At 68.7% G+C, this 25,381-nt stretch carries 25 protein-coding genes, 1 tRNA gene and 1 pseudogene; 15 read left to right on the top strand and 12 right to left on the bottom strand.

Features of this window, described 5'->3' with window-relative positions:
* Positions 1 to 10: 10 nt before the first annotated feature.
* From G7B67_RS04395 to G7B67_RS04385, 3 genes are all read right to left on the bottom strand, one after another.
* Positions 11 to 1,414: a PhoH family protein gene (locus tag G7B67_RS04395; RefSeq protein ID WP_166208489.1), complete on the bottom strand. Its 1,404-nt coding sequence runs from the start codon at positions 1,412 to 1,414 to the stop codon at positions 11 to 13.
* 84 nt (positions 1,415 to 1,498) lie between these two features.
* Entirely contained in the window at positions 1,499 to 1,969 is a 471-nt protein-coding gene (locus G7B67_RS04390) for a peroxiredoxin (protein WP_166208486.1), read from the bottom strand.
* Positions 1,969 to 2,646, bottom strand: coding sequence for a glycine cleavage system transcriptional repressor (locus G7B67_RS04385; protein WP_166208483.1), 678 nt, complete (start codon positions 2,644 to 2,646; stop codon positions 1,969 to 1,971). The genes G7B67_RS04390 and G7B67_RS04385 overlap by 1 nt, the downstream gene beginning before the upstream one ends.
* Positions 2,647 to 2,730: 84 nt before the next feature.
* On the opposite strand from G7B67_RS04385, the gene dapA reads away from it, so the two are divergent.
* Both dapA and G7B67_RS04375 read left to right on the top strand, forming a co-directional pair.
* Positions 2,731 to 3,636, top strand: coding sequence for a 4-hydroxy-tetrahydrodipicolinate synthase (gene dapA / locus G7B67_RS04380; protein ID WP_166208760.1), 906 nt, complete (start codon positions 2,731 to 2,733; stop codon positions 3,634 to 3,636).
* Between the two features lie 33 nt (positions 3,637 to 3,669).
* Positions 3,670 to 4,188: a hypothetical protein gene (locus tag G7B67_RS04375; RefSeq protein ID WP_425482409.1), complete on the top strand. Its 519-nt coding sequence runs from the start codon at positions 3,670 to 3,672 to the stop codon at positions 4,186 to 4,188.
* Between the two features lie 103 nt (positions 4,189 to 4,291).
* Here the strand turns inward: G7B67_RS04375 and fdxA are convergent, their stop codons facing one another.
* Entirely contained in the window at positions 4,292 to 4,615 is a 324-nt protein-coding gene (fdxA, locus tag G7B67_RS04370) for a ferredoxin FdxA (protein ID WP_166208477.1), read from the bottom strand.
* Positions 4,616 to 4,867: 252 nt separating this feature from the next.
* Positions 4,868 to 4,943: transfer RNA gene (locus G7B67_RS04365), tRNA-Glu, on the bottom strand.
* Positions 4,944 to 5,151: 208 nt separating this feature from the next.
* Between G7B67_RS04365 and pcnB the strand changes: the two are divergent.
* Together pcnB and folK are read left to right on the top strand one after the other, a co-directional pair.
* Positions 5,152 to 6,456 (top strand): annotated as a pseudogene (gene pcnB / locus G7B67_RS04360) (polynucleotide adenylyltransferase PcnB); the annotation flags it as partial.
* Entirely contained in the window at positions 6,453 to 7,004 is a 552-nt protein-coding gene (folK, locus tag G7B67_RS04355; RefSeq protein WP_166208471.1) for a 2-amino-4-hydroxy-6-hydroxymethyldihydropteridine diphosphokinase, read from the top strand. The pseudogene pcnB and the gene folK, both read left to right, overlap by 4 nt.
* A 25-nt stretch (positions 7,005 to 7,029) precedes the next feature.
* On the opposite strand, the gene G7B67_RS04350 is transcribed toward folK, so the two are convergent.
* On the bottom strand, positions 7,030 to 7,986 hold the full coding sequence (locus G7B67_RS04350; protein WP_166208468.1) for a creatininase family protein: 957 nt from the start codon (positions 7,984 to 7,986) through the stop codon (positions 7,030 to 7,032).
* Between the two features lie 97 nt (positions 7,987 to 8,083).
* Between G7B67_RS04350 and panB the strand changes: the two genes are divergently transcribed.
* The 3 genes from panB (at position 8,084) to panD (ending at position 10,259) form a co-directional block, all read left to right on the top strand.
* Positions 8,084 to 8,911, top strand: coding sequence for a 3-methyl-2-oxobutanoate hydroxymethyltransferase (panB, locus tag G7B67_RS04345; protein ID WP_279303950.1), 828 nt, complete (start codon positions 8,084 to 8,086; stop codon positions 8,909 to 8,911).
* Between the two features lie 17 nt (positions 8,912 to 8,928).
* On the top strand, positions 8,929 to 9,795 hold the full coding sequence (gene panC, locus G7B67_RS04340; RefSeq protein WP_166208462.1) for a pantoate--beta-alanine ligase: 867 nt from the start codon (positions 8,929 to 8,931) through the stop codon (positions 9,793 to 9,795).
* Positions 9,796 to 9,878: 83 nt separating this feature from the next.
* Complete coding sequence (gene panD / locus G7B67_RS04335) at positions 9,879 to 10,259, top strand: aspartate 1-decarboxylase (protein ID WP_166208459.1); 381 nt, start codon at positions 9,879 to 9,881, stop codon at positions 10,257 to 10,259.
* A 284-nt stretch (positions 10,260 to 10,543) separates the two neighbouring features.
* Here the strand turns inward: panD and queG are convergent, their stop codons facing one another.
* Positions 10,544 to 11,680, bottom strand: coding sequence for a tRNA epoxyqueuosine(34) reductase QueG (gene queG, locus G7B67_RS04330; RefSeq protein WP_166208456.1), 1,137 nt, complete (start codon positions 11,678 to 11,680; stop codon positions 10,544 to 10,546).
* Between the two features lie 22 nt (positions 11,681 to 11,702).
* Here queG and G7B67_RS04325 point away from each other — a divergent pair, with 22 nt between their 5' ends.
* The 6 genes from G7B67_RS04325 (at position 11,703) to G7B67_RS04300 (ending at position 19,066) form a co-directional block, all read left to right on the top strand.
* Positions 11,703 to 13,190, top strand: coding sequence for an NAD(P)H-hydrate dehydratase (locus G7B67_RS04325; protein WP_166208453.1), 1,488 nt, complete (start codon positions 11,703 to 11,705; stop codon positions 13,188 to 13,190).
* A complete protein-coding gene (tsaE, locus tag G7B67_RS04320; RefSeq protein ID WP_166208757.1) occupies positions 13,187 to 13,702 on the top strand; it encodes a tRNA (adenosine(37)-N6)-threonylcarbamoyltransferase complex ATPase subunit type 1 TsaE in 516 nt (171 codons plus the stop codon). The genes G7B67_RS04325 and tsaE overlap by 4 nt, the downstream gene beginning before the upstream one ends.
* A 46-nt stretch (positions 13,703 to 13,748) precedes the next feature.
* The gene (locus G7B67_RS04315) at positions 13,749 to 15,170 is read left to right on the top strand and encodes an N-acetylmuramoyl-L-alanine amidase (RefSeq protein ID WP_166208450.1); all 1,422 of its coding nucleotides are present in this window, start codon (positions 13,749 to 13,751) and stop codon (positions 15,168 to 15,170) included.
* A gap of 84 nt (positions 15,171 to 15,254) precedes the next feature.
* Positions 15,255 to 17,087 carry a DNA mismatch repair endonuclease MutL gene (gene mutL / locus G7B67_RS04310; protein ID WP_166208447.1) on the top strand — a complete coding sequence of 611 codons (1,833 nt, stop codon included), beginning with the start codon at positions 15,255 to 15,257 and terminating at the stop codon, positions 17,085 to 17,087.
* 1 nt (position 17,088) lies between these two features.
* Positions 17,089 to 18,039 (top strand): DUF1684 domain-containing protein, encoded by a 951-nt coding sequence (locus tag G7B67_RS04305; RefSeq protein ID WP_243412247.1) that lies wholly within the window; start codon positions 17,089 to 17,091, stop codon positions 18,037 to 18,039.
* Positions 18,040 to 18,127: 88 nt separating this feature from the next.
* Positions 18,128 to 19,066 (top strand): TraB/GumN family protein, encoded by a 939-nt coding sequence (locus G7B67_RS04300; RefSeq protein ID WP_166208441.1) that lies wholly within the window; start codon positions 18,128 to 18,130, stop codon positions 19,064 to 19,066.
* Between the two features lie 120 nt (positions 19,067 to 19,186).
* Here G7B67_RS04300 and rnfB read toward each other — a convergent pair whose 3' ends face one another.
* The 3 genes from rnfB to G7B67_RS04285 all read right to left on the bottom strand — a co-directional run bounded on the left by rnfB (position 19,187) and on the right by G7B67_RS04285 (position 22,375).
* Positions 19,187 to 19,609, bottom strand: coding sequence for an Rnf electron transport complex subunit RnfB (rnfB, locus tag G7B67_RS04295; RefSeq protein ID WP_166208382.1), 423 nt, complete (start codon positions 19,607 to 19,609; stop codon positions 19,187 to 19,189).
* Positions 19,610 to 19,670: 61 nt separating this feature from the next.
* Positions 19,671 to 21,743 carry a methionine--tRNA ligase gene (metG, locus tag G7B67_RS04290; RefSeq protein WP_166208379.1) on the bottom strand — a complete coding sequence of 691 codons (2,073 nt, stop codon included), beginning with the start codon at positions 21,741 to 21,743 and terminating at the stop codon, positions 19,671 to 19,673.
* Positions 21,744 to 21,886: 143 nt separating this feature from the next.
* Positions 21,887 to 22,375 carry a DUF2147 domain-containing protein gene (locus G7B67_RS04285; protein ID WP_166208376.1) on the bottom strand — a complete coding sequence of 163 codons (489 nt, stop codon included), beginning with the start codon at positions 22,373 to 22,375 and terminating at the stop codon, positions 21,887 to 21,889.
* Between the two features lie 206 nt (positions 22,376 to 22,581).
* Here G7B67_RS04285 and apbC point away from each other — a divergent pair, with 206 nt between their 5' ends.
* Positions 22,582 to 23,655 carry an iron-sulfur cluster carrier protein ApbC gene (gene apbC / locus G7B67_RS04280; protein WP_425482407.1) on the top strand — a complete coding sequence of 358 codons (1,074 nt, stop codon included), beginning with the start codon at positions 22,582 to 22,584 and terminating at the stop codon, positions 23,653 to 23,655.
* 179 nt (positions 23,656 to 23,834) lie between these two features.
* The gene (gene dcd / locus G7B67_RS04275) at positions 23,835 to 24,404 is read left to right on the top strand and encodes a dCTP deaminase (protein WP_166208373.1); all 570 of its coding nucleotides are present in this window, start codon (positions 23,835 to 23,837) and stop codon (positions 24,402 to 24,404) included.
* A 6-nt stretch (positions 24,405 to 24,410) separates the two neighbouring features.
* Here the strand turns inward: dcd and G7B67_RS04270 are convergent, their stop codons facing one another.
* Complete coding sequence (locus G7B67_RS04270; protein ID WP_166208370.1) at positions 24,411 to 24,710, bottom strand: hypothetical protein; 300 nt, start codon at positions 24,708 to 24,710, stop codon at positions 24,411 to 24,413.
* Positions 24,711 to 24,718: 8 nt separating this feature from the next.
* Positions 24,719 to 25,375, bottom strand: coding sequence for a pyroglutamyl-peptidase I (gene pcp / locus G7B67_RS04265; RefSeq protein ID WP_166208367.1), 657 nt, complete (start codon positions 25,373 to 25,375; stop codon positions 24,719 to 24,721).
* Positions 25,376 to 25,381 lie beyond the last annotated feature (6 nt).

Genomic DNA, 25,381 nt, shown 5'->3' with positions numbered 1-25,381 from the left:
GCTTGCGGCGTTACATGACCTCCGACGCGTAATCCGCCAGCCGCGAGCGTTCGCCCCGGCGCAGGGTGATGTGCGCGCTGTGCGCCCAGCCCTTGAAGCGGTCGACGGCATAGGTCAATCCGGACGTCGTTTCGGTCAGGTAGGGCGTATCGATCTGCTCGACGTTGCCCAGGCACACGATCTTGGTACCGGGGCCGGCGCGGGTGATCAGCGTCTTCATCTGCTTGGGCGTGAGGTTCTGCGCCTCGTCCAGGATCAGCCAGCGGCTGAGGAAGGTGCGACCGCGCATGAAGTTCATCGAGCGGATCTTGATCCGAGACGCCAGCAGGTCGTTGGTCGCCGCGCGGCCCCAGCTGCCGCCTTCCTGGTTGTGGGTGAGCACTTCGAGGTTGTCGGTCAGCGCGCCCATCCACGGCGTCATCTTTTCCTCTTCCGTTCCGGGCAGGAAACCGATGTCCTCGCCGACGCTCACCGTCGCGCGGGTCATGATGATTTCCCGATAACGCTGCTGGTCCATCGTCTGCGCCAGTCCCGCGGCGAGCGCGAGCAGCGTCTTGCCTGTGCCTGCGGTGCCGAGCAGGGTGACGAAGTCGATCTCCGGATCCATCAGCGCATTGAGCGCGAAGTTCTGCTCGCGGTTGCGCGCGAGGATGCCCCACACCGCATGCTGGCTGTGCCGGTAGTCGTCGACGATCTGCAGCGTGACCTTGTCGTCGGTGAGCCGCGCCACCTTCAGCTCGGCTTCGTCATCGCCAGGCAGGTAGAGGAACTGGTTCGGATGCCAGCTCTCCTCGTCGCCATCGCTGCGCGAGATCTCGTAGAACGTCCGCCCCTTGTCGGTCCACGAGCGCAGGTCCTTGCCGTGGCGCTGCCAGAAATCGGCCGGCAGTTCGGTGGCGCCGGTGAACAGCAGGCTGAAGTCGTCGAGCGCGCGGTCGTTCTCGTAGTCTTCATTGACGATCGCGGCGATCGACGCCTTGATCCGCAGGTTGATGTCCTTGGAGACGAACACCACCGACGCATCGGGCTGCTGCTCCTTGAGCGCCAGGATCGCCCCGAGGATGTGGTTGTCCGGGATGACGGCGCCGAACCGCTTGCCCGCGTCGAAATTGCCGGTCTGGAAGTAGAGCTTCCCGGCCGCGCCCGCGCCGCGCAGCTGCAGTCCGTGCGGCAGGACCAGCGGAATGCCGGCCGTGACATCGCTGCTGCCCTGCGACTCGATCAGGTCGTTGAGGAAACGGCTGACCTGGCGCGCGTTGCGGCTGGCTTCGGAGGTGCCCTTCTTGGCGTTGTCGAGCTCCTCCATCACCTGCATCGGCAGGAACACGTCGTGCTCCTCGAACTTGAACAGCGCGGTCGGGTCGTGCATCAGCACGTTGGTATCCAGGACATAGATGCGCTTGCTACGCGTCATGCGTTCGGCTTCCGGTAGGACAACGGCAGTGGACCACCGCGCCCGGGTGACCGGGGCAGTGGGGGAGGGCATTACGAAGGTCGGTCACTGCGTCTGCGCAGCCTTCAAGGCGTCCAGCACGGCCTGGGCGTGACCGGGCACCTTCACCGGCCGCCAGGACTGGCGGATCACGCCCTCGGGATCGACCAGGAACGTGCTGCGTTCGATGCCGAGCACCTTGCGCCCGTACATGTTCTTTTCCCGGATCACATCGAAGGCCCGGCACAGGGTTTCATCGGCATCGCTGGCCAGTTCGAACTTGAATCCCTGCTTGCTGCAGAAATTCTGGTGCGAGCGGAGCGAGTCGCGCGAGACGCCGATGATCGTCGCGCCCAGGCGCTTGAACTTCGGCAGCAGCGCGTTGAAGTCCAGCCCCTCGGTCGTGCAGCCAGGCGTGCTGTCCTTGGGATAGAAGTACAGCACCAGCCAGCGGCCGCGATATGCCGACAGCATGCACTCGTCGCCGCCGGACAGATGCAGCGGGAGATCGGGAACCTTGTCGCCGGTATCGAGCATCAGAACTTCATCGGATCCATGATCGCGTCGAGGTTCAGGTGGTCGCAGAATTCGAGGAAATCATCGCGCAACGCCGCGATGTGCATGTCGGCGGGGATCCCGATCGTCACTTGCGCCGTGAACATCTCCGCGCCGGTCTGCATGGCGCGATAGCGGGAGCAATGCAGGCTTTCGATCGTGATCGACTGGCGGTCGAAGAAATCCGCGAGCTGGAACAGGATCCCCGGCTTGTCGGCGGCGACCACTTCGATCACGTAGGGCAGCAGGTTCGACTGCACCGGCTTGGGGCCGGTGCGGTACCAGACGAGCTTGAGGCCTTCCTCGCGCTCCAGCCGCGTCAGCATCGCCTCGAGCTTGGCGACCGCGTCCCAGGAACCGGTCGCCAGCGCCGTCACCGAGACGTCGCGGCCGACGGTGCTCAGGCGGGTGTCGACGAGGTTGCAGCCGCTGTCCGAGATGCGGCGGGTAACCGACAGCAGTGGTGAGCGCGGGTGGGTCGTGTACGCGTTGATCAGCAGGTGGTTCTCGTTCGGTGCTGGCCGGGTAGCGTCGGAGCTGGGATCGGTCAAGGCGGCGTCCGCGACAGGAGGGCTGGGGCGTCCGGATCGCCACGCGTGCACGGCATCCGGGTGCCGCAGGCAGCATACTTGCCCCTGCTTTGAAGCCGCAAGTAACATGACGACTGCGTTTACATGCCCTGCACATCCTGCAGGCCCGGCCTGGCGGGCCTTCCGCCGGGCACTCCCCCAATGAGCGCGACCGTGCGTATTTCCGGCAGCATTACCGCCCTGGCGACGCCGTTCACGGCCGCCGGCGAACTCGATCTCGACGCCTGGCGCCGGCTGCTGCAGTTGCAGCTCGACGGCGGTACCCAGGGCGTGGTCGTCGCCGGCTCGACCGGCGAAGCGGCGATGCTGTACGACGTCGAATACGACACCCTGCTGCGCACGGCCGTGGAGTTCTTCGCCGGCCGCATTCCGGTGCTTGCCGGGACCGGGCTGTCGAGCACCGCCAGGACCATCGAGCAGACCCGTCGCGTCGCCGCGCTGGGCGCCGATGCCGCGCTGGTGGTCACGCCGCCCTATGTCCGGCCGATGCCATCGGGGCTGCTCGCGCACTATCGCGCGGTGGCCGATGACGGCGCGCTGCCGGTGGTGCTGTACAACGTCCCGGGCCGCACCGGTTGCGACCTGTTGCCCGAAACCGTCGCCGAGCTTGCCGCCCACGAGCGCATCGTGGGCATCAAGGAAGCGCGCAACGAGGCCGGGCGCATGGATGCGCTGTTGTCGCTGCGCGGCGATGGCTTCCAGGTGCTCAGCGGGGACGATCCGACTGCGACGCGCGCGATGTTCGCCGGCGCCGATGGCGTGGTTTCGGTCGCATCGAACGTCCTGCCGGCCGCCTTCCGCCGGTTGTGCGATCTCGCACGCGATGGCAAGTCCGACGAGGCGCAGGCGCTGGATGCACGCATGCGCGACGCGTTCGACTTCCTCGGCATCGAATCCAATCCGATTCCAATCAAGGCATTGCTGTCGCGCCAGGGCATCGGCCGCGGCGTGCGCCTGCCGCTGACACCGTTGTCGCCGGCCCATGCCGAGCGCGCCGCACGCGTTGCCGACGACATCCGCCAACTCGAAACCACCAGTCGCGAATCCGTCGCGGCCTGACCCCTGCAGGAGAAATCGATGCGCCAGTTCCAGATGCATGGTTTGAGCACGTTGCGCGTCCTTGCCATCCCGGCACTCATCGCGGTGGTTGCCGGGTTGTCCGGGTGCCATTGGTTCAACCGCGGCAATCCCTACAACATGAGCGCGCAGACGCGGCCGCTGGAAGTTCCGCCCGACCTGGACAAGCCCGATACCGCCGGCGCGATGGACGCGCCCGCCGACACCACGCAGTCGGTGCTGCGTTCCGCGGTCGGTGCCAGTGCACAAACGGCGCAGGACAGTGCAACCGGCTTCACCATTGCCGGCGAACGCGACGACGTGTTCAACAAGGTGGGCACGGCGCTGGCGGCGACCGAAGGCGTCACGATCGCCAGCAAGGCGCAGTTGCTGGGCACCTACGACGTCAGCTACCAGGGCGCGAACTTCCTGGTGCGCGTCACCAAGGTCGATGCCGGCGTGTACGTTTCGGCGGTGGATCCGCGCGGCATGCCCGCCAGCGGCGATCCGGCGACCGCGCTGATCGCGGCACTGAAAACCTCGCTCGGCGGCTGAAGTCCGACTGCGTGGCGAAACGGGCGCCGAAGGGCGCCCGTTTTGGTTCGCGCGCCGCCGCGGTTATCAGGTCGGGCCGATGCTGGACGGCCGCCCTACCGGCTCAACGTTCCAGCAACGGCAGCTTGTCCGGCTTGCCTTCCCATTGCTTGGCATCGGGCAGGGCGTCCTTGCGAGTGGTCAACACCGGCCAGGCCTTGGCGAGTTCCGCATTCAAGGCCACGAAGGCTTCCTGCCCGGCAGGCACGTCGTCCTCGGGATAGATCGCATTGATCGGGCACTCCGGTTCGCACAACGTGCAATCGATGCATTCGTCCGGGTCGATCACGAGGAAATTCGGGCCCTCGTGGAAGCAGTCGACCGGGCAGACCTCGACGCAGTCGGTGTACTTGCACTTGATGCAGTTCTCGGTGACGACGAAGGGCATGGCGGGAGTCCGGTGCGCGACGCGCTAGTTTAGCGCGCGTTTTGGCGCGACGTTCCCGGAATGCCTGCGCGCGCGACATCGGGCGCCAGCCACTCGGCGATGCGCTGCCGGTTGCCTGCATCGTCGAGCCATCGCGCGGATGCCTCGGGCAGGCCATCGGCTGCCAGGCAATCCGCGCAGCCGGACAAAAAAATCCCGGCGCCGGGCCGGGATTCGATTGCGCCGTCGCGACAGGGCGACGGCGCGCGCAGATGGCGCTCCCTACGGGATTCGAACCCGTGTTTTAGCCTTGAGAGGGCCACGTCCTGGGCCTCTAGACGAAGGGAGCGGATTGCCCCGCGGATGCGGAGCCGCCGGCTGGACGACCGGCCCCCGTGCCGGGAAAGCGCACAAGGCTTGCTAGTATATGGGCCGCGTTTGCCCCAGGCAACGCGATTCCCGTCCTCCGGCCACTCGCGGCCATGCCGCCCTCGATGCCCACCCAATCCTCCGAAATCCCGACCCAGGCCACCGACGCCGCCGCGCCGGTGGCTGCCCTGCGGACCATCCCGCGCGATGCGCACTGCATCTCGCGCAAGGACATCAGTCCCAATGCATTGCGCGTGCTGTACCGCCTGCGCGAGGCTGGATTCGGCGCGTACCTGGTCGGTGGCGCGGTGCGCGACCTGCTGGTCGGCGGACATCCCAAGGATTTCGACGTCGCCACCAGCGCCACGCCCGAGGAAGTCCGGCAGCTGTTCCGCAACTGCCGCCTGATCGGCCGCCGCTTCCGGCTGGCGCATGTCGTGTTCGGCCGGGAGATCATCGAGGTCGCCACCTTCCGCGCCAACGTCGACGACGGCAGCGGCGACCGCGAGTTGCATGAAGGCGGCCGGCTGCTGCGCGACAATGTCTTCGGCAGCATCGAGGACGACGCGGTGCGGCGCGACTTCACCGCCAATGCGCTGTACTACGCCATCGAGGATTTCTCGGTGCGCGACTACACCGGCGGTTTCGAGGACGTCTCCAACCGCGTGCTGCGGCTGATCGGCGATCCCGAGCAGCGCTACCGCGAGGACCCGGTGCGCATGCTGCGCGCGGTGCGCCTGGCGGCCAAGCTCGGCTTTCACATCGAAACGGCGACCGCCGAGCCGATCGCGCCACTGGCCGGCTTGCTGCGCGAGGCGGCGCCGGCGCGCCTGTTCGAGGAGTGCCTGAAACTCTTCCTGTCGGGCCACGCGGTCGAAAGCTTCCTCGGCCTGGAGCGGCACGGCCTGCTGGCCACGCTGCTGCCGGAAACCGCCTCGGCACTGAAATCCAATCGCAGTGGCGCCTTGCGCAACATGCTGGTCGAAGGCCTGCGCGGGACCGATGCGCGCGTCGCCGCGGGTGAGCCGGTGTCGCCGGCGTTCCTGTTCGCGCTGCTGCTGTGGCCGGCCTACTGCCGCGCGTTGATGGCATTGCAGGCGCAGGGCATGCATGCGGCCGAGGCACAACGCCGCGCCGCCGACCGGGTCACGCTGCACCAGCTGTCCACGATCGCGCTGCCTCGCCGGTTTTCGCTGCCGATGCAGGAAATCTGGCTGTTGCAGCCGCGGTTCGCGCAGCGCCAGGGCAAGCGCGTCCTGCGCCTGCTTTCGCACCCGCGCTTCCGCGCGGCGTTCGACTTCCTGCTGCTGCGCCAGAGCGCCTCCCCCGAGCATGCCGAAGACGTCGCGTTCTGGCGCGAGGCACAGGCGTCGGCGGGCGACATCGTCGTCGACACCGACAGCGATCCCGGATCGGCCGCTGATGGCAACGAAGACGCCGCGCCACGCCGTCGCCGCCGTCGCCGCCGGGGCGGAGCCGCCGCCGGCGCATGACGCCGCAGGTCATCGCCGCAGTGGGGCTGGGCGGCAACCTCGACGGACCTTGCGGCAGCCCTGAAGCCACGCTGCGCCAGGCCATGGTCGCGCTGGGGTCGCTGCCGCGGACGCAACTGCTGCGCGGTTCGTCGCTGTTCCGCACGCCGGCCTGGGGCGACACCGCGCAACCGGATTTCATCAACGCGGTGGCGTTGCTGGGCACCTGCCTGCCGCCGCGCGAACTGCTCGACGCCTTGCTCGCGCTCGAGCGTCGCTTCGGCCGCGACCGTTCCCGATCGGCGCATTGGGGCCCGCGCACGCTGGACCTGGACCTGTTGCTGCACGGCGGGCAGGCGATCGACGAACCCGGCTTGCACGTCCCGCATCCGCACCTGCACCAGCGCGCCTTCGTGCTGCTGCCGCTGGCGCAGATCGCGCCGGACCTGCAGGTGCCCGGCCGCGGCCAGGTGGCGGCACTGCTCGCCCGGGTCGATGCCACCGGTTGCGTCGCGCTACCGGCCCACGAAGCGGATGCAGGCGACGGGATGGTTCGCGGGCCGGGTTAGCGGCTCGATGCGGCAGGCAACCGGCTCAGTCGCGCGGATGCTTGCGCAGGTTGTCGCCGGCGACGGCCTGGGCGACCAGCGCAACGTCGAACTTCACGTTGCTGGCGAGTTTTTCGCGTCCATAGCGCACGTTCGAAAACGCAGGCGCCCCGATGTACCCCGCCCAGCCGGTGCGACGGACCTGCTTCAGGATCGCGAGCATGCTGTCGCCGGCAATGGCGGGCAGCCCGCGCCATGCGGGCGATACCCGGGCGGGCGCTTCGGCGAGCATGAGCGAGGTTTCATTGGCGCCGGCATGGAAGTCGTGCTGCATCAGCGCCAGTTGCGGCGGAGTAAAGAACCGCGCCCGCAGCGCGTCGGCTTCCTTCACCCGCGCCGGATCGGCCCACATCGTGCCGCTGAGGTTGGCCATGGTGACGCGGTATTTGTCGCTGACCTCGTCGCAGGCAGCGAAAATCGCCTTGGCGTGGTCCGGCGCACCGTGGGTGTAGACGACGAACGTCCAGCGAAAGCCGTTCTGCGCGATTTCGGTGCCGAGATCGCGCACCACCGCCTTGAGCGTGCCTGGTTGCAGCGCGTAGGTTCCCGGGTCGATGGGATCGCCACTCAGGCCGTTTGCGCCGTCTGCGCCGTAGGGCAGCGACGGCAGGGACAGGACATACCAGCCCGGCAGGCGCTGGGCGAGCGCCGGCAGCAGCGCCTGCATCTCCGCATCGAGCTGGACGTTGTCGGTGCCAGCGGGCAAATGGGGACCATGCTCTTCGACCATGCCCACCGGGAGCAGGAACAAGGTCCTGTCGCGCGGAAGGCTGGCCAGTTGCACGCGGGTCAGGTCTTCGACGGCGTGCACGCCCGGCGGCAACAGCAGCGGCCCGACCGCGTCGGAAGAATGGCGGGTGTTCCCGCAGCCGGCCAACGCCAGCAGGGCCGCGGCAAGGACGCCACAATGGATGGGACGCGTCCCAAGGCAATCGGTCGACATCGGCGCGCTCGGCAAGGATCCGCTGGGGAAAACGCAGCCTCCCGGACGCGCAGGCCAGCCGACCTGCATAATCGGCACCCCCACCGCGAGAGCTGCCGTGTATACCCAGCCCACCACGAGCACCGAGCGCAAGCCCTGGACCGTGCCGATGCTCGCCCAGGCCAAGCGCGACGGGCGGCGACTGGCGATGCTCACGGCCTATGACGCCGGCTTCGCGCGGGTGATGGACCAGGCCGGCATCGACCTGGTGCTGGTCGGCGATTCGCTGGGCATGGTGGTGCAGGGACGCGACAGCACGCTGCCGGTCGTCATCGACGACATCGTCTATCACACCGCCTGCGTGGCACGCGGCCTGTCGTCCGCGCTGCTGCTGTCGGATCTTCCGTTCCAGGCCGATGCCACGCCCGGGCGCGCGCTGGATGCGGCCACGCGCTGCCTGCAGGCCGGCGCGGCGATGGTCAAGCTCGAAGGCGCCGGCAGCAAGCTCGAGGTGATCCGCTTCCTCGTCGAGCGCGAGATCCCGGTGTGCGCGCACCTGGGGCTGACGCCGCAATCGGTGCTGCGCCTGGGCGGTTACAAGGTGCAGGGCCGCGACGAGCGCGCCGCCGACACGCTGCGCGCGGACGCACTGGCGGTCGCTGCAGCCGGCGCCTCGCTGCTGGTGCTCGAATGCGTGCCGTCGCCGCTCGCCGCAGACATCACGCGTGCGCTCGACATCCCCACCATCGGCATCGGCGCCGGGCCGCAATGCGATGGCCAAGTGCTGGTGCTGCACGACGTGCTGGGACTGGCCAGTGGCCATCGACGGCCGAAGTTCGTCAAGGATTTCCTTGCCGAAGGCGGCTCGGTGCAAGGTGCGTTCAGCGCGTTCGCCGACGCCGTGCGCGAGGGCCGGTTCCCCGACGCCGACCACAGCTACGCCTGATCCGGCGCATCGGACGCATGATGGAAACGATCCGCGAACTGCCGCGCCTGCGCACGCTCATCGCCGGCTGGCGGCGCGAGGAACTGCGCGTTGCCTTCGTGCCGACGATGGGCAACCTGCACGCTGGCCATTTCTCGCTGCTGAGGTTGGCGCGCGAGCACGCCGATCGCGTTGTGGCCAGCGTGTTCGTCAATCCAACCCAGTTCGGTCCAGGCGAGGATTTCGAGCGCTACCCGCGCACGCCCGAGGCGGATGCGGCGGGGCTGGAAGCGGCGGGCTGCGACGCGCTGTGGCTGCCTTCGGTGGACACGATGTATCCGTTCGGGCCGCAGGCGACGGTGCAGGTGTCGGTACCGGGGGTGACGTCCGTGCTGGAAGGCGCCCACCGGCCGGGGCACTTCGATGGCGTGGCCACCGTCGTTGCGCGCTTGTTCAACCAGGTTCAGCCGGACATCGCGGTCTTCGGGCGGAAGGACTACCAGCAACTGGCGGTGATCCGTTACCTGGTGCGCGACCTGGCCTTCCCGATCCAACTGCTCGCAGGCGCGACGCTGCGCGAAGCGGACGGGCTGGCGATGAGTTCGCGCAACCAGTACCTGTCGGCCGCCGAGCGACCGGTCGCGGCGGAAATCCACCGCGTCCTGCTGCAGATGCGCCAGGAAACGCTGGCCGGCGGCGGTCGCGATGCCGTCGAACAGGCCGCGCGCGCGCGGCTCACGGCCGCCGGCTTCGCCGTCGACTACGCAGTGCTGCGCCGGCCCGACCTGTCCGAACCGGCCGACGCCGGGCCGGGCCCACGGGTGGCGCTGGTGGCCGCCCGCCTGGGGCGCACGCGGCTGATCGACAACCTGGCCTTCGGCAAGGGACCTTCCGCCAGCGGCTGAGCCTTCCAAGCCAATGTTGCAGTGCGGCAAACCCCTGCCTACACTGCGCCCACCTCGTTTTCGGCCCCGGCCGGAGAACCGCCATGCAGCTGAACATCCTCAAGGCCAAGATCCACCGCGCCACGGTGACCCACGCCGAACTCCATTACGAAGGGTCCTGCGCCATCGACGGCCGGCTGCTCGACATCTCCGGCATCCGCGAGTACGAGCAGGTACACATCTTCAACGTCAACAACGGCCAGCGCTTCGTGACCTATGCGATCCGTGGCGAGGAGGGCAGCGGCGTGATCTCGGTCAACGGCGCCGCCGCACACCGCGCGCAGCCCGGCGACCTGGTGATCATCTGCGCGTACGGCGTGTGCGATGAAGCCGAAGCCGCGGCCTACAAGCCGACGCTGGTCTACGTCGACCGCCACAACCTGCTCACGCACACCAACGAGTCGATTCCCGCGCAGGCGGCCTGAGCCCACGCTTCGATACGCCGCCCCAGCGCCAGCGCCTCGCGGGCGCATGGCGCTCGCGCCCGCCCATCACGCATCGCGCTCCTTCGCCAAGGCGGCCCTGGCCCGCGAAGCCGGATGCGCGCGCCGGTGTTGACCTGCGCCCGCGCATGTCGCGCAACGGTCTGGCGCATGCGGCGGTCGATGTTGCCGTCACCGTCCCTCGCGCGCAGGCGGGAATCCAACGGCGTCCAGCACGCAGGCAGCGTGGCGGCGCGTCGACGACACCGTCGCCACGCACCGGCTGGTCAGCCGCCGGCTGCGGACGTCCCGCACTCCGCGCAATTGCTGCCTCCCACCGCGTCGTGACGCGACAACGCCCAGGCCACATGTTCGCGCACGACGGCGTTGTCATCGTCGCGCCGTGATTCCAGCGCCGCAATGACCGCCGGCGTCGTCGGCGCATTGCCCAGCGCGATGGCGATGTTGCGCAGCCAGCGTTCGTAGCCGCTGCGGCGGATCGCCGAGCCTTCGGTGCGCTGCAGGAACTCGTCTTCGGTCCAGGCGAACAGGTCGGCCAGCGTCGCCCGGTCCAGGTCGTTGCGCACGCGGAAGTCCGGCTCGTCCGAACGCTTGGCGAATTTGTTCCATGGACACACGAGCTGGCAATCGTCGCAGCCGAAGATGCGGTTGCCGATCAGCGGCCGCAGCGCCTCGTCGATCGAGCCGGCATGCTCGATGGTGAGGTAGCTGATGCAGCGCCGTGCGTCGAGCCGATTGGGCGCGGTGATCGCCTGCGTAGGACAGACGTCGATGCAGCGCGTGCACGTGCCGCAGTGCGCGCTGGCCGGTACATCGACCGGCAACGGCAGGTCGAGGTAGATCTCGCCGAGGAAAAACCACGAGCCGCCCTCCTTGTCGATCAGGCAGGTGTGCTTGCCGATCCAGCCAAGTCCCGCGTTACGGGCCAATGCGCGCTCGAGCACCGGCGCCGAATCGACGAAGACACGATGGCCGAACGGCCCCACTTCGGCGGCGATGCGATCGGCCAGCGCCTGCAACCGCTGGCGCATCAGCTTGTGGTAATCGCGTCCGAGCGCATAGCGCGCGACGTAGGCCTGCTCCCCATCGGCGAGCGTATCCCAGGCCTGCGCCGGATCGCGTCCGTAATCCAGGCCCACCGACACGACGCGCAATGTGCCCGGGACGAGTTGCTGCGGCCGCGAACGCTTGTCGCCATGCCGCGCCATCCATTCCATCGAACCGTACAGGCCCTGCGCGAGCCAGTCGCGCAGGTGATCTTCGTCTTCCTCGAGCGCGATGTCGCTGATCCCGCAACGCTGGAATCCGGCTTCGCGCGCAAGCGTTCGGATCCGCTGCGCGAGCGCGCCGTAGTCGGCGGTGCGGGCCGCGGTGGAAGGCGTGGGAGCGGCGATCGGATGCATCCGCCAAGTATAGAATCGCGCGATGGAACCGGCCCTGCCCACGCACGCCATCGCCCTCCATGGCCGTGCTTCCCTGCGCCGTGCCGAGAGCGGATTCGCAGCCGCGCATGGCGATGGCTTCGAACTCATGCGACGCGCTGGCCAGGCAGCCTGGCGCCAGCTGCTGGCGTGCTGGCCGCAGGCGCAGCGGATCGTGGTGGCCTGCGGCCCGGGCAACAACGGTGGTGACGGTTATGTGCTTGCCACCCAGGCGCTGCAGACCGGGCGGCAGGTGCGAGTGGTGCGGCTGGCACCGCCGGCGACCGACCTGGCGCGGCGTGCTTGCGCGCAGTTCGAAGCCGCCGGTGGCGAAATCGATGCCGCCATGGAGGGTCTGGATCGGGTGGATGTCATCGTCGATGCCGTGTTCGGCATCGGCTTGGCGCGCGCGCCCGAAGGCGCTGTCGCCGACTGGATCGATGCCATCAATGCGGCTTCGCGCCCGGTACTCGCGCTCGACGTCCCGAGCGGGGTCGACGCGGAAACGGGCAACGTGGCCGGGGTTGCGATACGCGCGACCCGGACGCTGCAATTCCTCGCTGCCCACCCCGGGCTGGTGACGGGCGCCGCGCTGGATTACTGCGGTGCGTTGTGCACCGACACGCTTGGCGTGGAGCTGCCCGCGCCGGACGCATGTGCGTCCGCGCTCCGCGCCGATGCACTTGGCGGTTGGTTGCCGCCGCGGCGACGCGACAGCCACAAGGGACGCAACGGCCACGTGCTGTGCATCGGCGGCGACCACGGCAGCGGCGGCGCGATCGTGTTGTGCGCGCAGGCGGCACTGCGCAGTGGCGCCGGGCTGGTGGGCGTCGCCACCCGCGCCGCGCACGTCGCGGCACTGCTGGCCGCGCAACCCGAAGCGATGGCGCGCGCCGTCGATGATGCCGGCGGGATCGATGCGGCACAGTTCGAGCGCGCAACGGTGCTTGCGATCGGTCCTGGATTGGGTACCGATGCCTGGGGCGCGGCGTTGTTGGACGCCGCGATGGCCTGCGGTAAACCGCTGGTGCTCGATGCCGACGTGCTCAACCTGCTGGCGCGCCAGCCGCGCGGATTGCCGGCCGATACGGTACTCACGCCGCATCCGGGGGAAGCGGCGCGACTACTGCAGGCGTCGATTGCCGATGTGCAATCCGATCGCTATTCGGCGGCGCGCGCACTTGTCGAGCGCTTCGGTTGCGTCGTGGTGTTGAAGGGCGCCGGCACGATCGTCGCCGCGCCCGGACGCACGCCCTGCGTGATTGCCGCCGGCAATCCCGGCATGGCCGTCGGCGGCATGGGCGACCTGCTCACCGGCGTCGTCGCCGCGTTGCGCGCGCAGGGCCTGTCCGCATTCGATGCCGCCGCCTGCGGCGCGTTGCTGCATGGCGCCGCTGGCGACGATGCAGCCATCGCCGGCGAGCGCGGCCTGTTGCCTTCCGACCTGCTGCCGCAACTGCGCCGGCGCGCCAATCCGGCAGGAGCCAACTGATGGACTTGCACCTGCACGACGCGGCCGCGACCGACGCGCTCGGCGCCTTGCTGGCGCGCACGCAGCCGGCCGAAGCGATCGTGTTCCTCGAAGGCGACCTGGGCGCGGGGAAATCGACCCTCGCGCGCGCGTGGCTGCGTGCGCTGGGCGTCGACGGCGCCATCCGCAGCCCGACCTACACCCTGGTCGAGCATTACCCGCTGGCCGCCGGCGGCAAGGCGCTGCACCTGGACCTGTACCGGATCGCCGGCGCGCGCGAGCTGGAATTCCTCGCCCTAGACGATGCCGGTGCGAGCCTGTGGCTGGTCGAATGGCCCGAGCGCGGGGCAGGGGGCCTGCCGCCACCGGATCTGGCGGTCGCGCTGGCGGTCGACGGGGCGGGGCGGAGCGCCCGGCTGCTCGGGGTGTCCGCGGTCGGGATCGCATGGGTCAGGCGCATGACCGAAACCGGGGTTTGCGACGCCTTGCTGACTTCCGAAGGCAGGAAGTCATCCCAGACCACGGATCCATAAGGGAAAAGTGTTGCAATGGCTCGACGATGATGCTTGAATCCGGGCCATGCGCGTCAAGGGGACCAGCTTCCAGCAACTCCTGCTCGGCGTGGCGCTGCTCGGCGCCATCTGCTGGAACCTTGCGCATGCCGGCGAGTTACGCGGCTTGCAGCTCAGCAGCGGTGCCACCGGCACCCGCGCGGAACTGCAGCTCGACAGCGAAGCTAGCTACCAGCTGATCACCCTCGCCAATCCCGATCGCCTGGTGGTGGACTTCGCCGGGGCCAGGCTGCCGCCCAGCCTGAAGCTGCCGGCCGCGGCCGGCGTTGTCCGCGGCGTCCGCTCGGGACAGCCGGCCCCCGGCACGACCCGGATCGTGTTCGACCTGAGCGCCGCCGTCGCGCCGCTCAAGCCCCATTACGAGCCCGGTGCCGACGGCCCGCGGCTGGTGCTGGAGTGGCCCGACGATGGCGCGGTGCCAGCGGCGATCCTGGCCCAGGCCAGCCCGACCACCACCGCCAACGCTCCCGCCGTGACGACGCCGGCCAGCGGGGCGACGCCTTCCGCCGCGGCGGCGAATGCGGCCACCGGGCCCACCATCGCAGCGGTGCGGGCTGTCACGCAGCCGCCAGTGAGCCCACCGCCTGCCAGTCCAATGCCTGCCGCCGCGCTGCCGCCGCCCGCGCATGCGCCGGTCAAGACCATGCAGGACGTCGTCCGCCGCGCCGGCATGCGTCCGCTGATCATCGCCATCGACGCCGGCCACGGCGGCCAGGATCCGGGTGCCCGGGGCCCGGGTGGCACCCGCGAGAAGATGGTGACGCTGGCCGTCGCGAAAGAGCTCGCGCGCCAGGTCAACGCCACGCCGGGACTGAAGGCCTATCTGACCCGCGATACCGACGTCTTCATCCCGCTGGTGCAGCGCTACCAGAAGGCGCGCGCCGCCAAGGCCGACCTGTTCGTGTCGATCCATGCCGACTCGTTCACCAGCCCCTCGGCGTCGGGCTCGTCGGTGTTCGTGCTGTCGCAGCGTGGCGCGTCCTCGCAGGCCGCGCGCTGGCTCGCCAGCCAGGAAAATGCGGCCGACCTCGTCGGTGGCGTCAAGCTGCAGGACAAGGACGACACGCTCGCCTCGGTGCTGCTCGACCTGTCGCAGAGCGCCACGCTCAAGGCGTCCGAGGACATGGCCGAACAGGTGCTGGGGGGCCTCAAGCAGATCGGCCGCACCCACAAGGGCGAGGTCGAGCGCGCGAACTTCGTGGTGCTGCGTTCGCCGGACGTGCCGTCGATGCTGGTCGAGACCGCCTTCATCTCCAATCCCGACGAGGAGCGGCGCCTGAACGATCCCGCGCACCAGGCGCAACTGGCGCGCGCGATCCTCGACGGCGTGACGTCGTACTTCAGCCGCCAGCCGCCGCCGGGCACCTTGTACGCCGCGCGCGCCGATGCCGGCGGCAATGCGGGCCTGCCCGGTGGCGGCAGCCGCTGACCACGTTGGCGGTCGCGAGCGGCAAACGCCGCTATCATCACGGCTGAATCGCCTGACGGCGCCGCAACCGGCGCCGGTTGCTTCGTGCCGATCCGCCAGCTTCCCGACACCCTGATCAACCAGATTGCCGCCGGCGAAGTCGTCGAGCGGCCCGCGTCCGTGGTCAAGGAACTGGTCGAGAACGCGCTCGACGCCGGTGCCAGGCGCATCGACATCGACCTGGAAGAAGGCGGCGTGCGCCTGATCCGCATCCGCGACGATGGCAACGGCATCCCGGCCGACGACCTGCCGCTGGCGATCGCGCGCCACGCCACCAGCAAGATCACCTCGCTCGACGATCTCGAGGCCGTCGCGACCCTCGGCTTCCGCGGTGAAGCCCTGCCGTCGATCGCATCGGTCAGTCGCTTCGCGCTGCATTCGCGCCATGCCGGCAGCGAGCACGGCGCCGGCCTGGAGGTCGATGGCGGCCGGATCGGAACGCTCACTCCGAAGGCCCATCCGCGCGGCACCACGGTGGAAGTGCGCGACCTGTTCTTCAACGTGCCGGCGCGGCGCAAGTTCCTGCGCGCCGAGCGCACCGAACTTGGCCACATCGAAGAGTGGCTGCGCTCGCTGGCGCTGGCGCGGCCGGACGTGGAACTACGCGTATCGCACAACAGCCGCCCGTCGCGGCGCTACCGCGGCGCGGACCTCGGCGACGTGGGGAGGCCGGCATCGACCGAGCGCCTGCTGGAAACGCTGGGCGAGGAGTTCGCACGCAACGCGATGCGCGTCGACCGCGCCATGGGCAAGGATCCGGAGGCGCGCCAGGTCGCGTTGCGGTTGCACGGCTGGATCGCGCAGCCGGTCTACAACCGCGCCTCCGCCGACCAGCAGTACCTGTACGTCAACGGCCGCAGCGTGCGCGATCGCAGCGTCGCCCATGCCGTGCGGCAGGCTTACGCCGACGTGCTGTTCCACGGCCGGCATCCGGCCTACGTGCTGTTCCTGGAACTGGATCCGCGCGGCGTCGACGTCAACGTGCACCCGGCCAAGCACGAGGTGCGTTTCCGGGATGCGCGGCTGGTGCACGACTTCGTCTATCGCACCCTGCAGGAGGCGCTGGCGCAGACGCGCGCAGGCGCAGCGGCCGCGCATCCGGCCCAGGTTCCGGCGGCAGCGCCGCAATGGGCGATGCCGCAGACGCCACTGAGCCTGTCGCCACGCCCTGGCGCGGCGGCGGTCGACGAGGCGCGTGCGGGCTATGCGGCCCTGTATGGCTCGCCGCCAGCGCAGGCAATGCAATGGCCGGCCATGGGGGAGGCCGCGTTGCCGGAATCATCCGACGCCACGCTGCCGCCATTGGGCCATGCCATCGCCCAGCTGCACGGCATCTACATCCTGGCCGAAACCGTCGACGGCCTGATCGTCGTCGACATGCATGCCGCCCACGAGCGCATCGGCTACGAAAAGCTGAAGAGCGCGCACGATGGCATCGGCGTCCGCGTGCAGCCGCTGCTGGTCCCGCAGGCGATGTCCGTGTCCGAGCGCGAAGCCGAAACGGCCGAGCGCGAGGCGGCTGTGCTCGCAGAACTTGGTTTCGAAGTCTCGCGCAGCGGCCCGCAGTCGCTGCTGCTGCGCGGAGTGCCGGCGTTGCTGGCCGATGGCGATGTCGATGCGCTGTTGCGCGACGTGCTGGCCGACCTGCGCGAGCACGGCGACAGTCGCCGCATCGCCGAAGCGCGCGACGCGTTGCTGTCGACGATGGCCTGCCATGCGGCGGTGCGCGCGCATCGGCGCCTTGGCGTTCCGGAGATGAACGCACTGCTGCGCGAGATGGAATCCACCCTGCGCTCGGGTCAATGCAATCATGGCCGCCCGACCTGGGCGCGCTTCAGCCTGGCCGAGATCGACAAATGGTTCCTGCGAGGACGCTGACGTGAATGCAAGCAAGTCCGGCCTGATCCTGGCCGCCCTGCTGGGCGGCGCAACGCTGCTGGCGGCCTGCGACCGCAACGGCGCCAACCCTGACGGAAACGATGCCATGGCCAAAGCTGCCGCGACCGCCTTCGCCCACGACGAACAGGCCTGGCGCGACAAGCGCCGCAACGACCTGCTGCAGCCCGAAGGCTGGACGAGCCTGATCGGACTGCATTGGCTCGATCCGGGCGCGCATTACCTCGGCAGCGCGCCGGGCAACGGCATCCAGTTGGCGATGGGGCCCGCGCACCTGGGCATGATCGAGATCGAGGACAGGCAGGCGCGGCTGGTCCCGGATGCGTCGGCAACCCTGACCGTGGACGGGCAGCCGTTCACCAGGCCGCAGCCGCTGCGCACCGACCAGGATCCCGCGGGCCCGAGCGTGATCGGCTTCGACGGCGGCAAGGGCCATGCGACCGTGATCGAGCGCAACCATCGGCTGGCGCTGCGGGTGAAACATGCCGACGCGCCAAGCCGCGTGCATTTCGCCGGCCTTGATTACTGGCCGGCGGACACGGCGTGGAAACTGGCCGGAAGGTTCATCCCGCACGAGCCCGGCCGCACCATGGAAGTCGCCAACATCATCGGCGGCATGGATGCGATGTCCAATCCGGGCGTGGTGGAGTTCTCGAAGGACGGGAAGGTCTACCGCATCGAAGCGCTGGATGAGGGCGAGGGCGTGCTGTTCCTGGTGTTCGCCGATCGCACCAACGGCCATGGCAGCTATGGAGCGGGGCGTTTCCTCGATACCCCGATGCCGGATGCGAAGGGCAATGTCGTGCTCGACTTCAACCAGTCGCGCAATCCCCCGTGCGCGTTCACGTCATTCGCGACCTGCCCCCTGCCGCCGCCGGAAAACCGGCTGGACCTGGCGATCACGGCGGGTGAAAAGGGTTATCACAGGCCATGACACCCAGCCGGGTCCGTGCAGGAGCAGGCAGCCAGCCATGTCGATTCGATTCGGGGTGTCTTCCGCAGGCCCGCGCATTGGAAGTTCCATGCGACTGACGCGTTCGGTCGCCGGGGCTGTCCTCGCCGTGCTGTTGTCAGCGGCGGCCACGGGAGTTCGAGCCGAACCACCGGTCCCATTGTTGTGGAAGGTGTCCGACGCCGACAACAGCGTCTACCTGCTTGGCTCCTTCCACCTGCTCAAGCCGGGTGACTATCCGCTTTCGGGCGATGTCGACGCCGCGTTCGACGACGCCGAATCCGTGGTTTTCGAAATCCCGCCGGATGAGATGGGATCGTCGACGCTGGCGCTGCAGATGAGCCAGGCGGCGTTGCGCACCGACGGTACGCGGCTGGACGACGAGCTCCCAGCGGCGATCGCCACCAGGTTGCAAGCCTGGGTAGACGCGCACGCCGCGAACCTGCAGGCAATGGGCATGCCGGCGCAGTCCCTGCAGGCGTTCGAACCCTGGTTCGTCGGCCTGGCGATCAGCATGGTGCAGATGGGCGCCGCCGGCCTTGATCCACGACTGGGGCTCGACCAGCATTTCGCGGCCGAGGCCAGCGCGCATGGGAAACCGATGTCGGGCCTTGAAACCGGCGCGCAGCAGATCGCGTTCCTCGATGGCATGGATCGCGATGAGCAGGTGCAGTTCCTCGCCGAGTCGCTGGATGCCTCCAGCCAGGCCAGCGACCTCGAGCGGCTGCATCGCGCATGGCGCAATGGCGATGCGGCCGCACTGTGGGATGGAATGGCCGCGGACATGAAGCGAGAATATCCCAGGCTGTATGCGCGCATCGACGTCGCGCGCAACGACGCATGGGTCCCCCGCATCGAGCAGCGGCTCCTCGCGCCGGGCAAGGACGACACGCTGGTCGTCGTGGGTGCATTGCACCTGCTGGGCAGCGACGGCGTGGTCGAAAAGCTCCGCGCCAGGGGTTACCGGGTCGAGCGCATCTGTTCGGCATGCACTCCGCGCCAGCCTTGAGCCGACGACGGCCGGCCTGTCGCACGGTGGCAGCGACGATCCTGCAGTGCCACCGGTCGCGCCCCGGATCCGATCCGTCATGGCGCTGATGCGCGCCGCTTCGACGCACGAAGCTGATGCCTATGGTGCCTTCGCGGTGCCGCCTTCCATGACGATGCAATCCACGGGGCACGCCGGCACGCACAACTCGCAACCGGTGCAGAGCGGCTCGAGCACCACGTGCATGTGCTTGGCGCTGCCGATGATCGCATCGACGGGGCAGGCCTGGATGCACTTGGTGCAGCCGATGCAGTCTGCTTCCACGATCACCGCCACGCGTGGCGGCGCGTGCACGCCGCGGGTCCGGTCATGGGGTTTGGGCGCCAGCCCGAGCACATGGGCCAGTGCCCGCGCGCCCGGGTCGCCACCGGGCGGGCAGCGATCGATGTCGGCGAGTCCGCTCGCCATTGCTTCGGCATAAGGCCGACAGCCGGCGAAACCGCACTGGCCGCATTGGGTCTGCGGCAGCAGGCGATCGAGGCGTTCGATCAGGTCGGCGGGCATGCGCTGCGCATTGCGGCGCGCATCCAGAAACCGCCGGAACGCCCGGTTGCCGCGTCGATGGTCATTTCACCTGCATGCCCGGTCCGGCGCCTGCATCGACGTCGAGCAGGAACAAACCGCCGTCGCCGCCCGCCGACAGGATCATGCCTTCGCTGACCCCGAAGCGCATCTTGCGCGGAGCGAGATTGGCGATGAACACCACCTTGCGTCCGACCAGTTGCTGCGGGGCGCCGTAACTGGCGCGGATGCCGGAGAACACCTGTCGTTGCCCGAGCTCGCCCGCATCGAGCTGGAAACGCAGCAGCTTGTCGGAGCCCTCGACCAGATCGCAGGCAAGCACGGTCGCGATGCGCAGGTCGAGCCTGGCGAAATCGTCGATGGTGACTGTGGCAGGCGTCCCGGGGGCCGGTTTGGTTTCTGGCGTCGGCGCGACGGCGCCTGCCGTAGCGGGAGGCGCATTGCCGGTCGCGGCTTCGCTGGGCTGCAGGGATTGCTTGCTGGCTTCGATCATGGCGTCGATGTGCTTCGGGTCGATTCGGGTGAACAGGGGCGAATAGGGCTGGATGCGCTCACCGAGCCGCGGCGTCTCCAGCGACCGCCAGTCGTCGATCGGCGCATCGAGGAAGGTTTCGGCCTGCCTTGCCAGGCGCGGGAGAACCGGCTTGAGCATTCCAACCAGTACCCGGAACAGATTCAGGCCCTGGGTGCACACACCCTGGAGCTCAACGTCGGCGCCATCCTGGCGGGCGATCACCCATGGCTTGCGCTCGTCGATATAACGGTTGGCTTCGTCCGCCAGGGCCATGGCCAGGCGCAGCACCGTAGCCGCTTCGTTGCGTGCGTACGCGGCCACGATCGCCGGCAGCTGGGCCACGAAGCGTCCATACATGTCGGGGTCGGGTAGGGCCGGCGCGAGTCGCCCGTCGAAGCGTTTCTCGATGAAGCCGGCGCAGCGGCTGGCGAGGTTGACGAGCTTGCCGACAAGATCCGAATTCACCCGCGCGACGAAGTCGGAGAGGTTCAGGTCGACGTCGTCGACGCCGCCGGAGGACTTGGCGGCGAAGTAGTAACGCAGGGCCTCCGGTTCGAGCCCGGCGTCGAGGTAAGCGCGCGCCATGATGAAGGTGCCGCGCGACTTGGACATCTTCGCGCCGCCGACGGTGAGGTAGCCGTTGACGTGCAGCCGCGTCGGCGCGCGGAAGCCCGCGCCGTGGAGCACCGCCGGCCAGAACAGGCCATGGAAGGTGACGATGTCCTTGCCGATGAAGTGGTGCAGTTCGGCATCGCTGTCGCTGGCGAGGAAATCGAAGACGTTCAGGCCCTGTTGCTCGCACAGCACCTGCAGGCTCGACAGGTAGCCGATGGGCGCATCGAGCCAGACGTAGAAGTACTTGCCCGGATGTCCCGGGATCTCGAAACCGAAATAGGGCGCATCGCGCGAGATATCCCAGGCGCGCAACCCGCCTTCGCCATCGAGCCACTCCTGTAGCTTGGCCTTGACGCCGGGCACGGCGACGTCGCCGGACAACCACTCGCGCAGGAAGCCTTCGAACTGGCCGACCTCGAAGAAGAAATGCTCCGACTCGCGCAGTTCCGGGGCGGTCCCGCTCAGGACCGAGCGCGGCTCCTTCAGGTCGGTGGGCGCGTAGGTGGCGCCGCACTGTTCGCAGTTGTCGCCGTACTGGTCCGGCGTGCCGCAGTTCGGGCAAATGCCCCTGACGTAGCGATCGGGCAGGAACATGCCTTTGGCGGGGTCGTAGAACTGGGCCACGCTGCGGCGGCCGATGTGGCCGTTGTTGTCCAGCCGCGCGTAGATGGCTTCGGTCAACACGCGGTTGCGCGCGGAGTTGGTCGAGTCGTAATGGTCGAAGTCGACGCCGAACGCGGCGAAATCACGCTCATGCCCGGCCTGGATGCCGGCGACGTAGGTTTCCGGCGCGAGCCCGGCTTTTTCGGCCGCGAGCATGATCGGCGTGCCGTGGGTGTCGTCGGCACACACGAAATGCACCGTATCGCCCGCCATGCGCCGCGCGCGGGTCCAGATGTCGCCCTGGACATAGCCGACCAGGTGCCCCAGGTGCAGTGCCCCGTTGGCGTAAGGCAGGGCGCAGGTGACGATGGCGGTGCGGGGCATGGCGACGGCGCTGGAAATGGCCGCCGATTATCGCATGGGGTGCCGCGGCGGTCGTTTTGCCCCAGGCGCCGACCGCGCTGGAAAACGAACGGCCCGGAAAGCCGGGCCGTCGTTTGCGAGCATGGCTTGAACAGCCGCGGGGACTACTCCTCGCGGATCCAGGTCTGGCTGCGGCCAAGCAGCGAGAATCCCATGTAGCCGCGCACCTCGAGCTTCCTGCCGCCGTCGATCGGCGTCATCTTCGCCGAGTACACCTTGCCGTTGTGCGGGTCCAGGATCCTGCCGTCATCCCAGCTGCTGCCTTCATGCTGCAGCCCCCAGGCGATGACCATGCCTTCGACAGGCTTGTTGTGGTTCTCGCCCTTGCAGGCGTCGCACAGCGGATGCGGACCCTTGTCCGAGTTGAGCACCTGCACGACCTTGCCGGCCAGCGTGCCGTTCGTGGTCTGGTAGATCTCGACGATCGACTTCACCTTGCCGGTCTTGTCGTCGATCGTGCGCCATTTGCCCACGGGCGTGTTGTTCGCCGGGCCGGCCTGGGCCGACGGCGGGTCGACCGCCTGGGCGAGGGCCGGCTGGGTGATCAGGGCCAGTGGCAGCAGGGCGAGCAGTACGGTGGATTTCAAGCGCATGGTTCCCCTCCGGGTAGGTCCGGAACCTGGGCATCGTCCGGCCGCCGATTTATACCGCATCCGCAGGCGTACGGGCCGGACGCTGGCGCTTGGTTCAGCTCGACGCCAGCCACGCGGTCCCTTTCCTGCTGCGTTCCGGGCGCCGGAAGTTGACGCCGACAAGTTTTCGCCGCTTCATGTCCGGCTACCTCCGAACGGTGCCGACCTTGGCTGACGTGCTCGAAACCCGCATTGCCGAAGGCATCCATCCGCTGCCAGGACTGAGCCTGGGCGACCTGGGGGCGCGCGTGCGCGTCGGCGTCGACGACCAGCGCGCGGTGGTTTCGATCACCCTGGGCTACCCCTGCGACGATGCCCGGTCGGCCGACTTGCGGCAGTCGGTGGCGGCCCTGCTGTCCGCCGACGGTGTCGTCCTGTCCGGATTCGACGTCCGCCAGCGGATCGTCCCCCACGCCGTCCAGCCCAACGTGTCACCACTGCCACGGGTGCGCAATCTCCTCGCGGTCGGTTCGGGCAAGGGCGGTGTGGGCAAGTCGACCACCGCGGTCAACCTTGCCCTCGCGCTGTCGGCACAGGGCGCGCGCGTGGGCGTGCTGGATGCGGACGTCTACGGACCGAGCGTGCCGATGATGCTGGGATTGTCGGGCCGTCCGGACAGCCCCGACGGCAAGTCGATCGAGCCGATGCGCGCGCATGGCATCGAAGCGATGTCGATCGGCCTGATGGTCGAGCAGGACACGCCGATGATCTGGCGCGGGCCGATGGCCACCTCGGCGCTGACGCAGCTGCTCGGCGAAACTTTGTGGGGCGAGCTCGACTACCTGATCGTCGATCTTCCGCCGGGCACCGGGGACATCCAGCTGACGCTGGCGCAGAAGATCCCGGTGGCCGGCGCGATCGTCGTCACCACACCGCAGGACGTCGCCACGCTCGACGCGCGCAAGGCGCTGAGGATGTTCGAGAAGGTACACGTGCCGGTGCTGGGCATCGTCGAAAACATGGCCATGCACGTCTGCACGCAGTGCGGCCACGTCGAACACCTGTTCGGCCATGGCGGGGGCGAAGGGCTGGCCGCCCAGTACGGCGTGCCGCTGCTGGGGAGCCTGCCGCTGGAGCTGGCGATACGCGAACAGGGCGACGCCGGTACCCCGATCGTCGCCGCGGCGCCGGATTCGCCCACCGCGGACGCGTACCGGCAGCTCGCCTTCGAGGTGGCGGCGCGGCTGGCGGCACGACCACGCGCGAGCCTGCCGATCGCCAGCGCGTTGTTGTCCGGCTGAGTGGCGCCGGCGGGCACGGTTGTCCCGGATCGGGTTGGTTGCAGGGCAACGGTCGCTGGCGCACATCCGTGCGCCCCGGGCTGGCCTGGCGGTGTCCGCCCGATGTCCCTGCCATGCGGCGCGGCCTTCGAGCCCGGTAGAATTGCCGGTTTGGGCCGTTGGCTGCAGGAATTCGACGCATGAGCATCAAGAGCGACCACTGGATCCGCCGCATGGCGCAATCGCAGGGGATGATCGAGCCGTTCGAGCCCGAGCAGGTCAAGCATGCCGCCGACGGGCACCGGATAGTGAGCTACGGCACCTCGAGCTACGGCTACGACGTGCGCTGCTCGCGCGAGTTCAAGGTGTTCACCAACATCAACTCGACCATCGTCGACCCCAAGGCCTTCGATCCCGGCAGCTTCGTCGACGTCAATGCCGACGTCTGCATCATCCCGCCCAATTCCTTCGCGCTGGCGCGCACCGTCGAGTTCTTCCGCATTCCCCGCGACACGCTGGTGGTCTGCCTGGGCAAGAGCACCTACGCGCGCTGCGGGATCATCGTCAACGTGACCCCGCTGGAACCCGAGTGGGAAGGCCACGTGACCCTGGAATTCAGCAACACAACGCCGCTGCCGGCGCGCATCTACGCCAACGAGGGCGTCGCCCAGATGCTGTTCTTCCAGTCGGACGAGGTCTGCGGCACGTCCTACAAGGATCGCGGCGGCAAGTACCAGGGCCAGACCGGCGTGACCCTGCCGAGAACCTGACGGCGATCAGGGTTTCTGGTAGGTCACGAAGAAGCCCTGCAGGTCGCCGTTCTCGATGTACGGTTCGACGCTCACCACTTTGTAGCCGCGCGTGGCGAACGCCTGGTGGGCATCGCTCAGCGCGTTCGCCGCACCCTGGTGGCGGAATCCCCAGCTCGCATCGACCCAGATCGTCACCGCGGCCATGTTGGCGCGCGCGGCTTCCTCGGCTGATTTTTCCGGCGAACGGTTGAACAGTCCGGCGTGCGCGGGTGATGCGGCGATTGCGCCGGCGGCCAGGCAGATCGCGAGCAGGAACGGTTTCATCGGGGTCCTCAGTGTTCGGAACCGGCGGCGATGCGCTGGTCTTCGTGGGTGGTCAGCGCCCCGTGCAGCGCGATGCGCAGCGCCCTGGCGACGGTCCCCAGGGGCAGGCTTGGCGCGCCTGGATGGTGCGCGGCCTGTTCGGGGGAATAGGGAACATGGATGAAGCCGCCGCGGATGTGCGGCCGTTCGTGCAAGGCGTGCATCAGGCCATAGAAAACGTGGTTGCAGACATAGGTGCCGGCGCTCTGCGAGATCCCGGCGGGAATCCCGGCATCGCGCAATGCCGCGAGCATCGACTTGATCGGGAGCGTGGTGAAATAAGCGGCCGGCCCGTCGGCGACGATCGGAGTGTCGACGGGCGCGGCGCCGGCGTTGTCGGCGATGCGGGCGTCGTCGATGTTGATCGCGACGCGCTCGATCGACACCTCTCCGCGCCCGCCCGCCTGGCCGACGCACAGCACCAGGTTCGGGGTCGTCGCGTCCAGCAATTCGCGCAGGCACGCCAGCGAGGCTCCGAAGGCGACCGGCAGTTGCCTCGCCACGATCCGATGGCCGGCAATCGTGCCGCCGTCCAGTTGCGATACCGCATCCCAGCTGGGATTGACGACTTCGCCGCCGAACGGGGCGAAGCCGGTCAACAACACGCGGGGCGTCGGATCACGCATCCGCGC

Origin of the sequence: Cognatiluteimonas telluris, assembly GCF_011320095.1 — a bacterium.
Classification (GTDB): Bacteria; Pseudomonadota; Gammaproteobacteria; order Xanthomonadales; family Xanthomonadaceae; genus Cognatiluteimonas; species Cognatiluteimonas telluris.
This window is presented reverse-complemented; position numbering and strand designations above follow the sequence as displayed.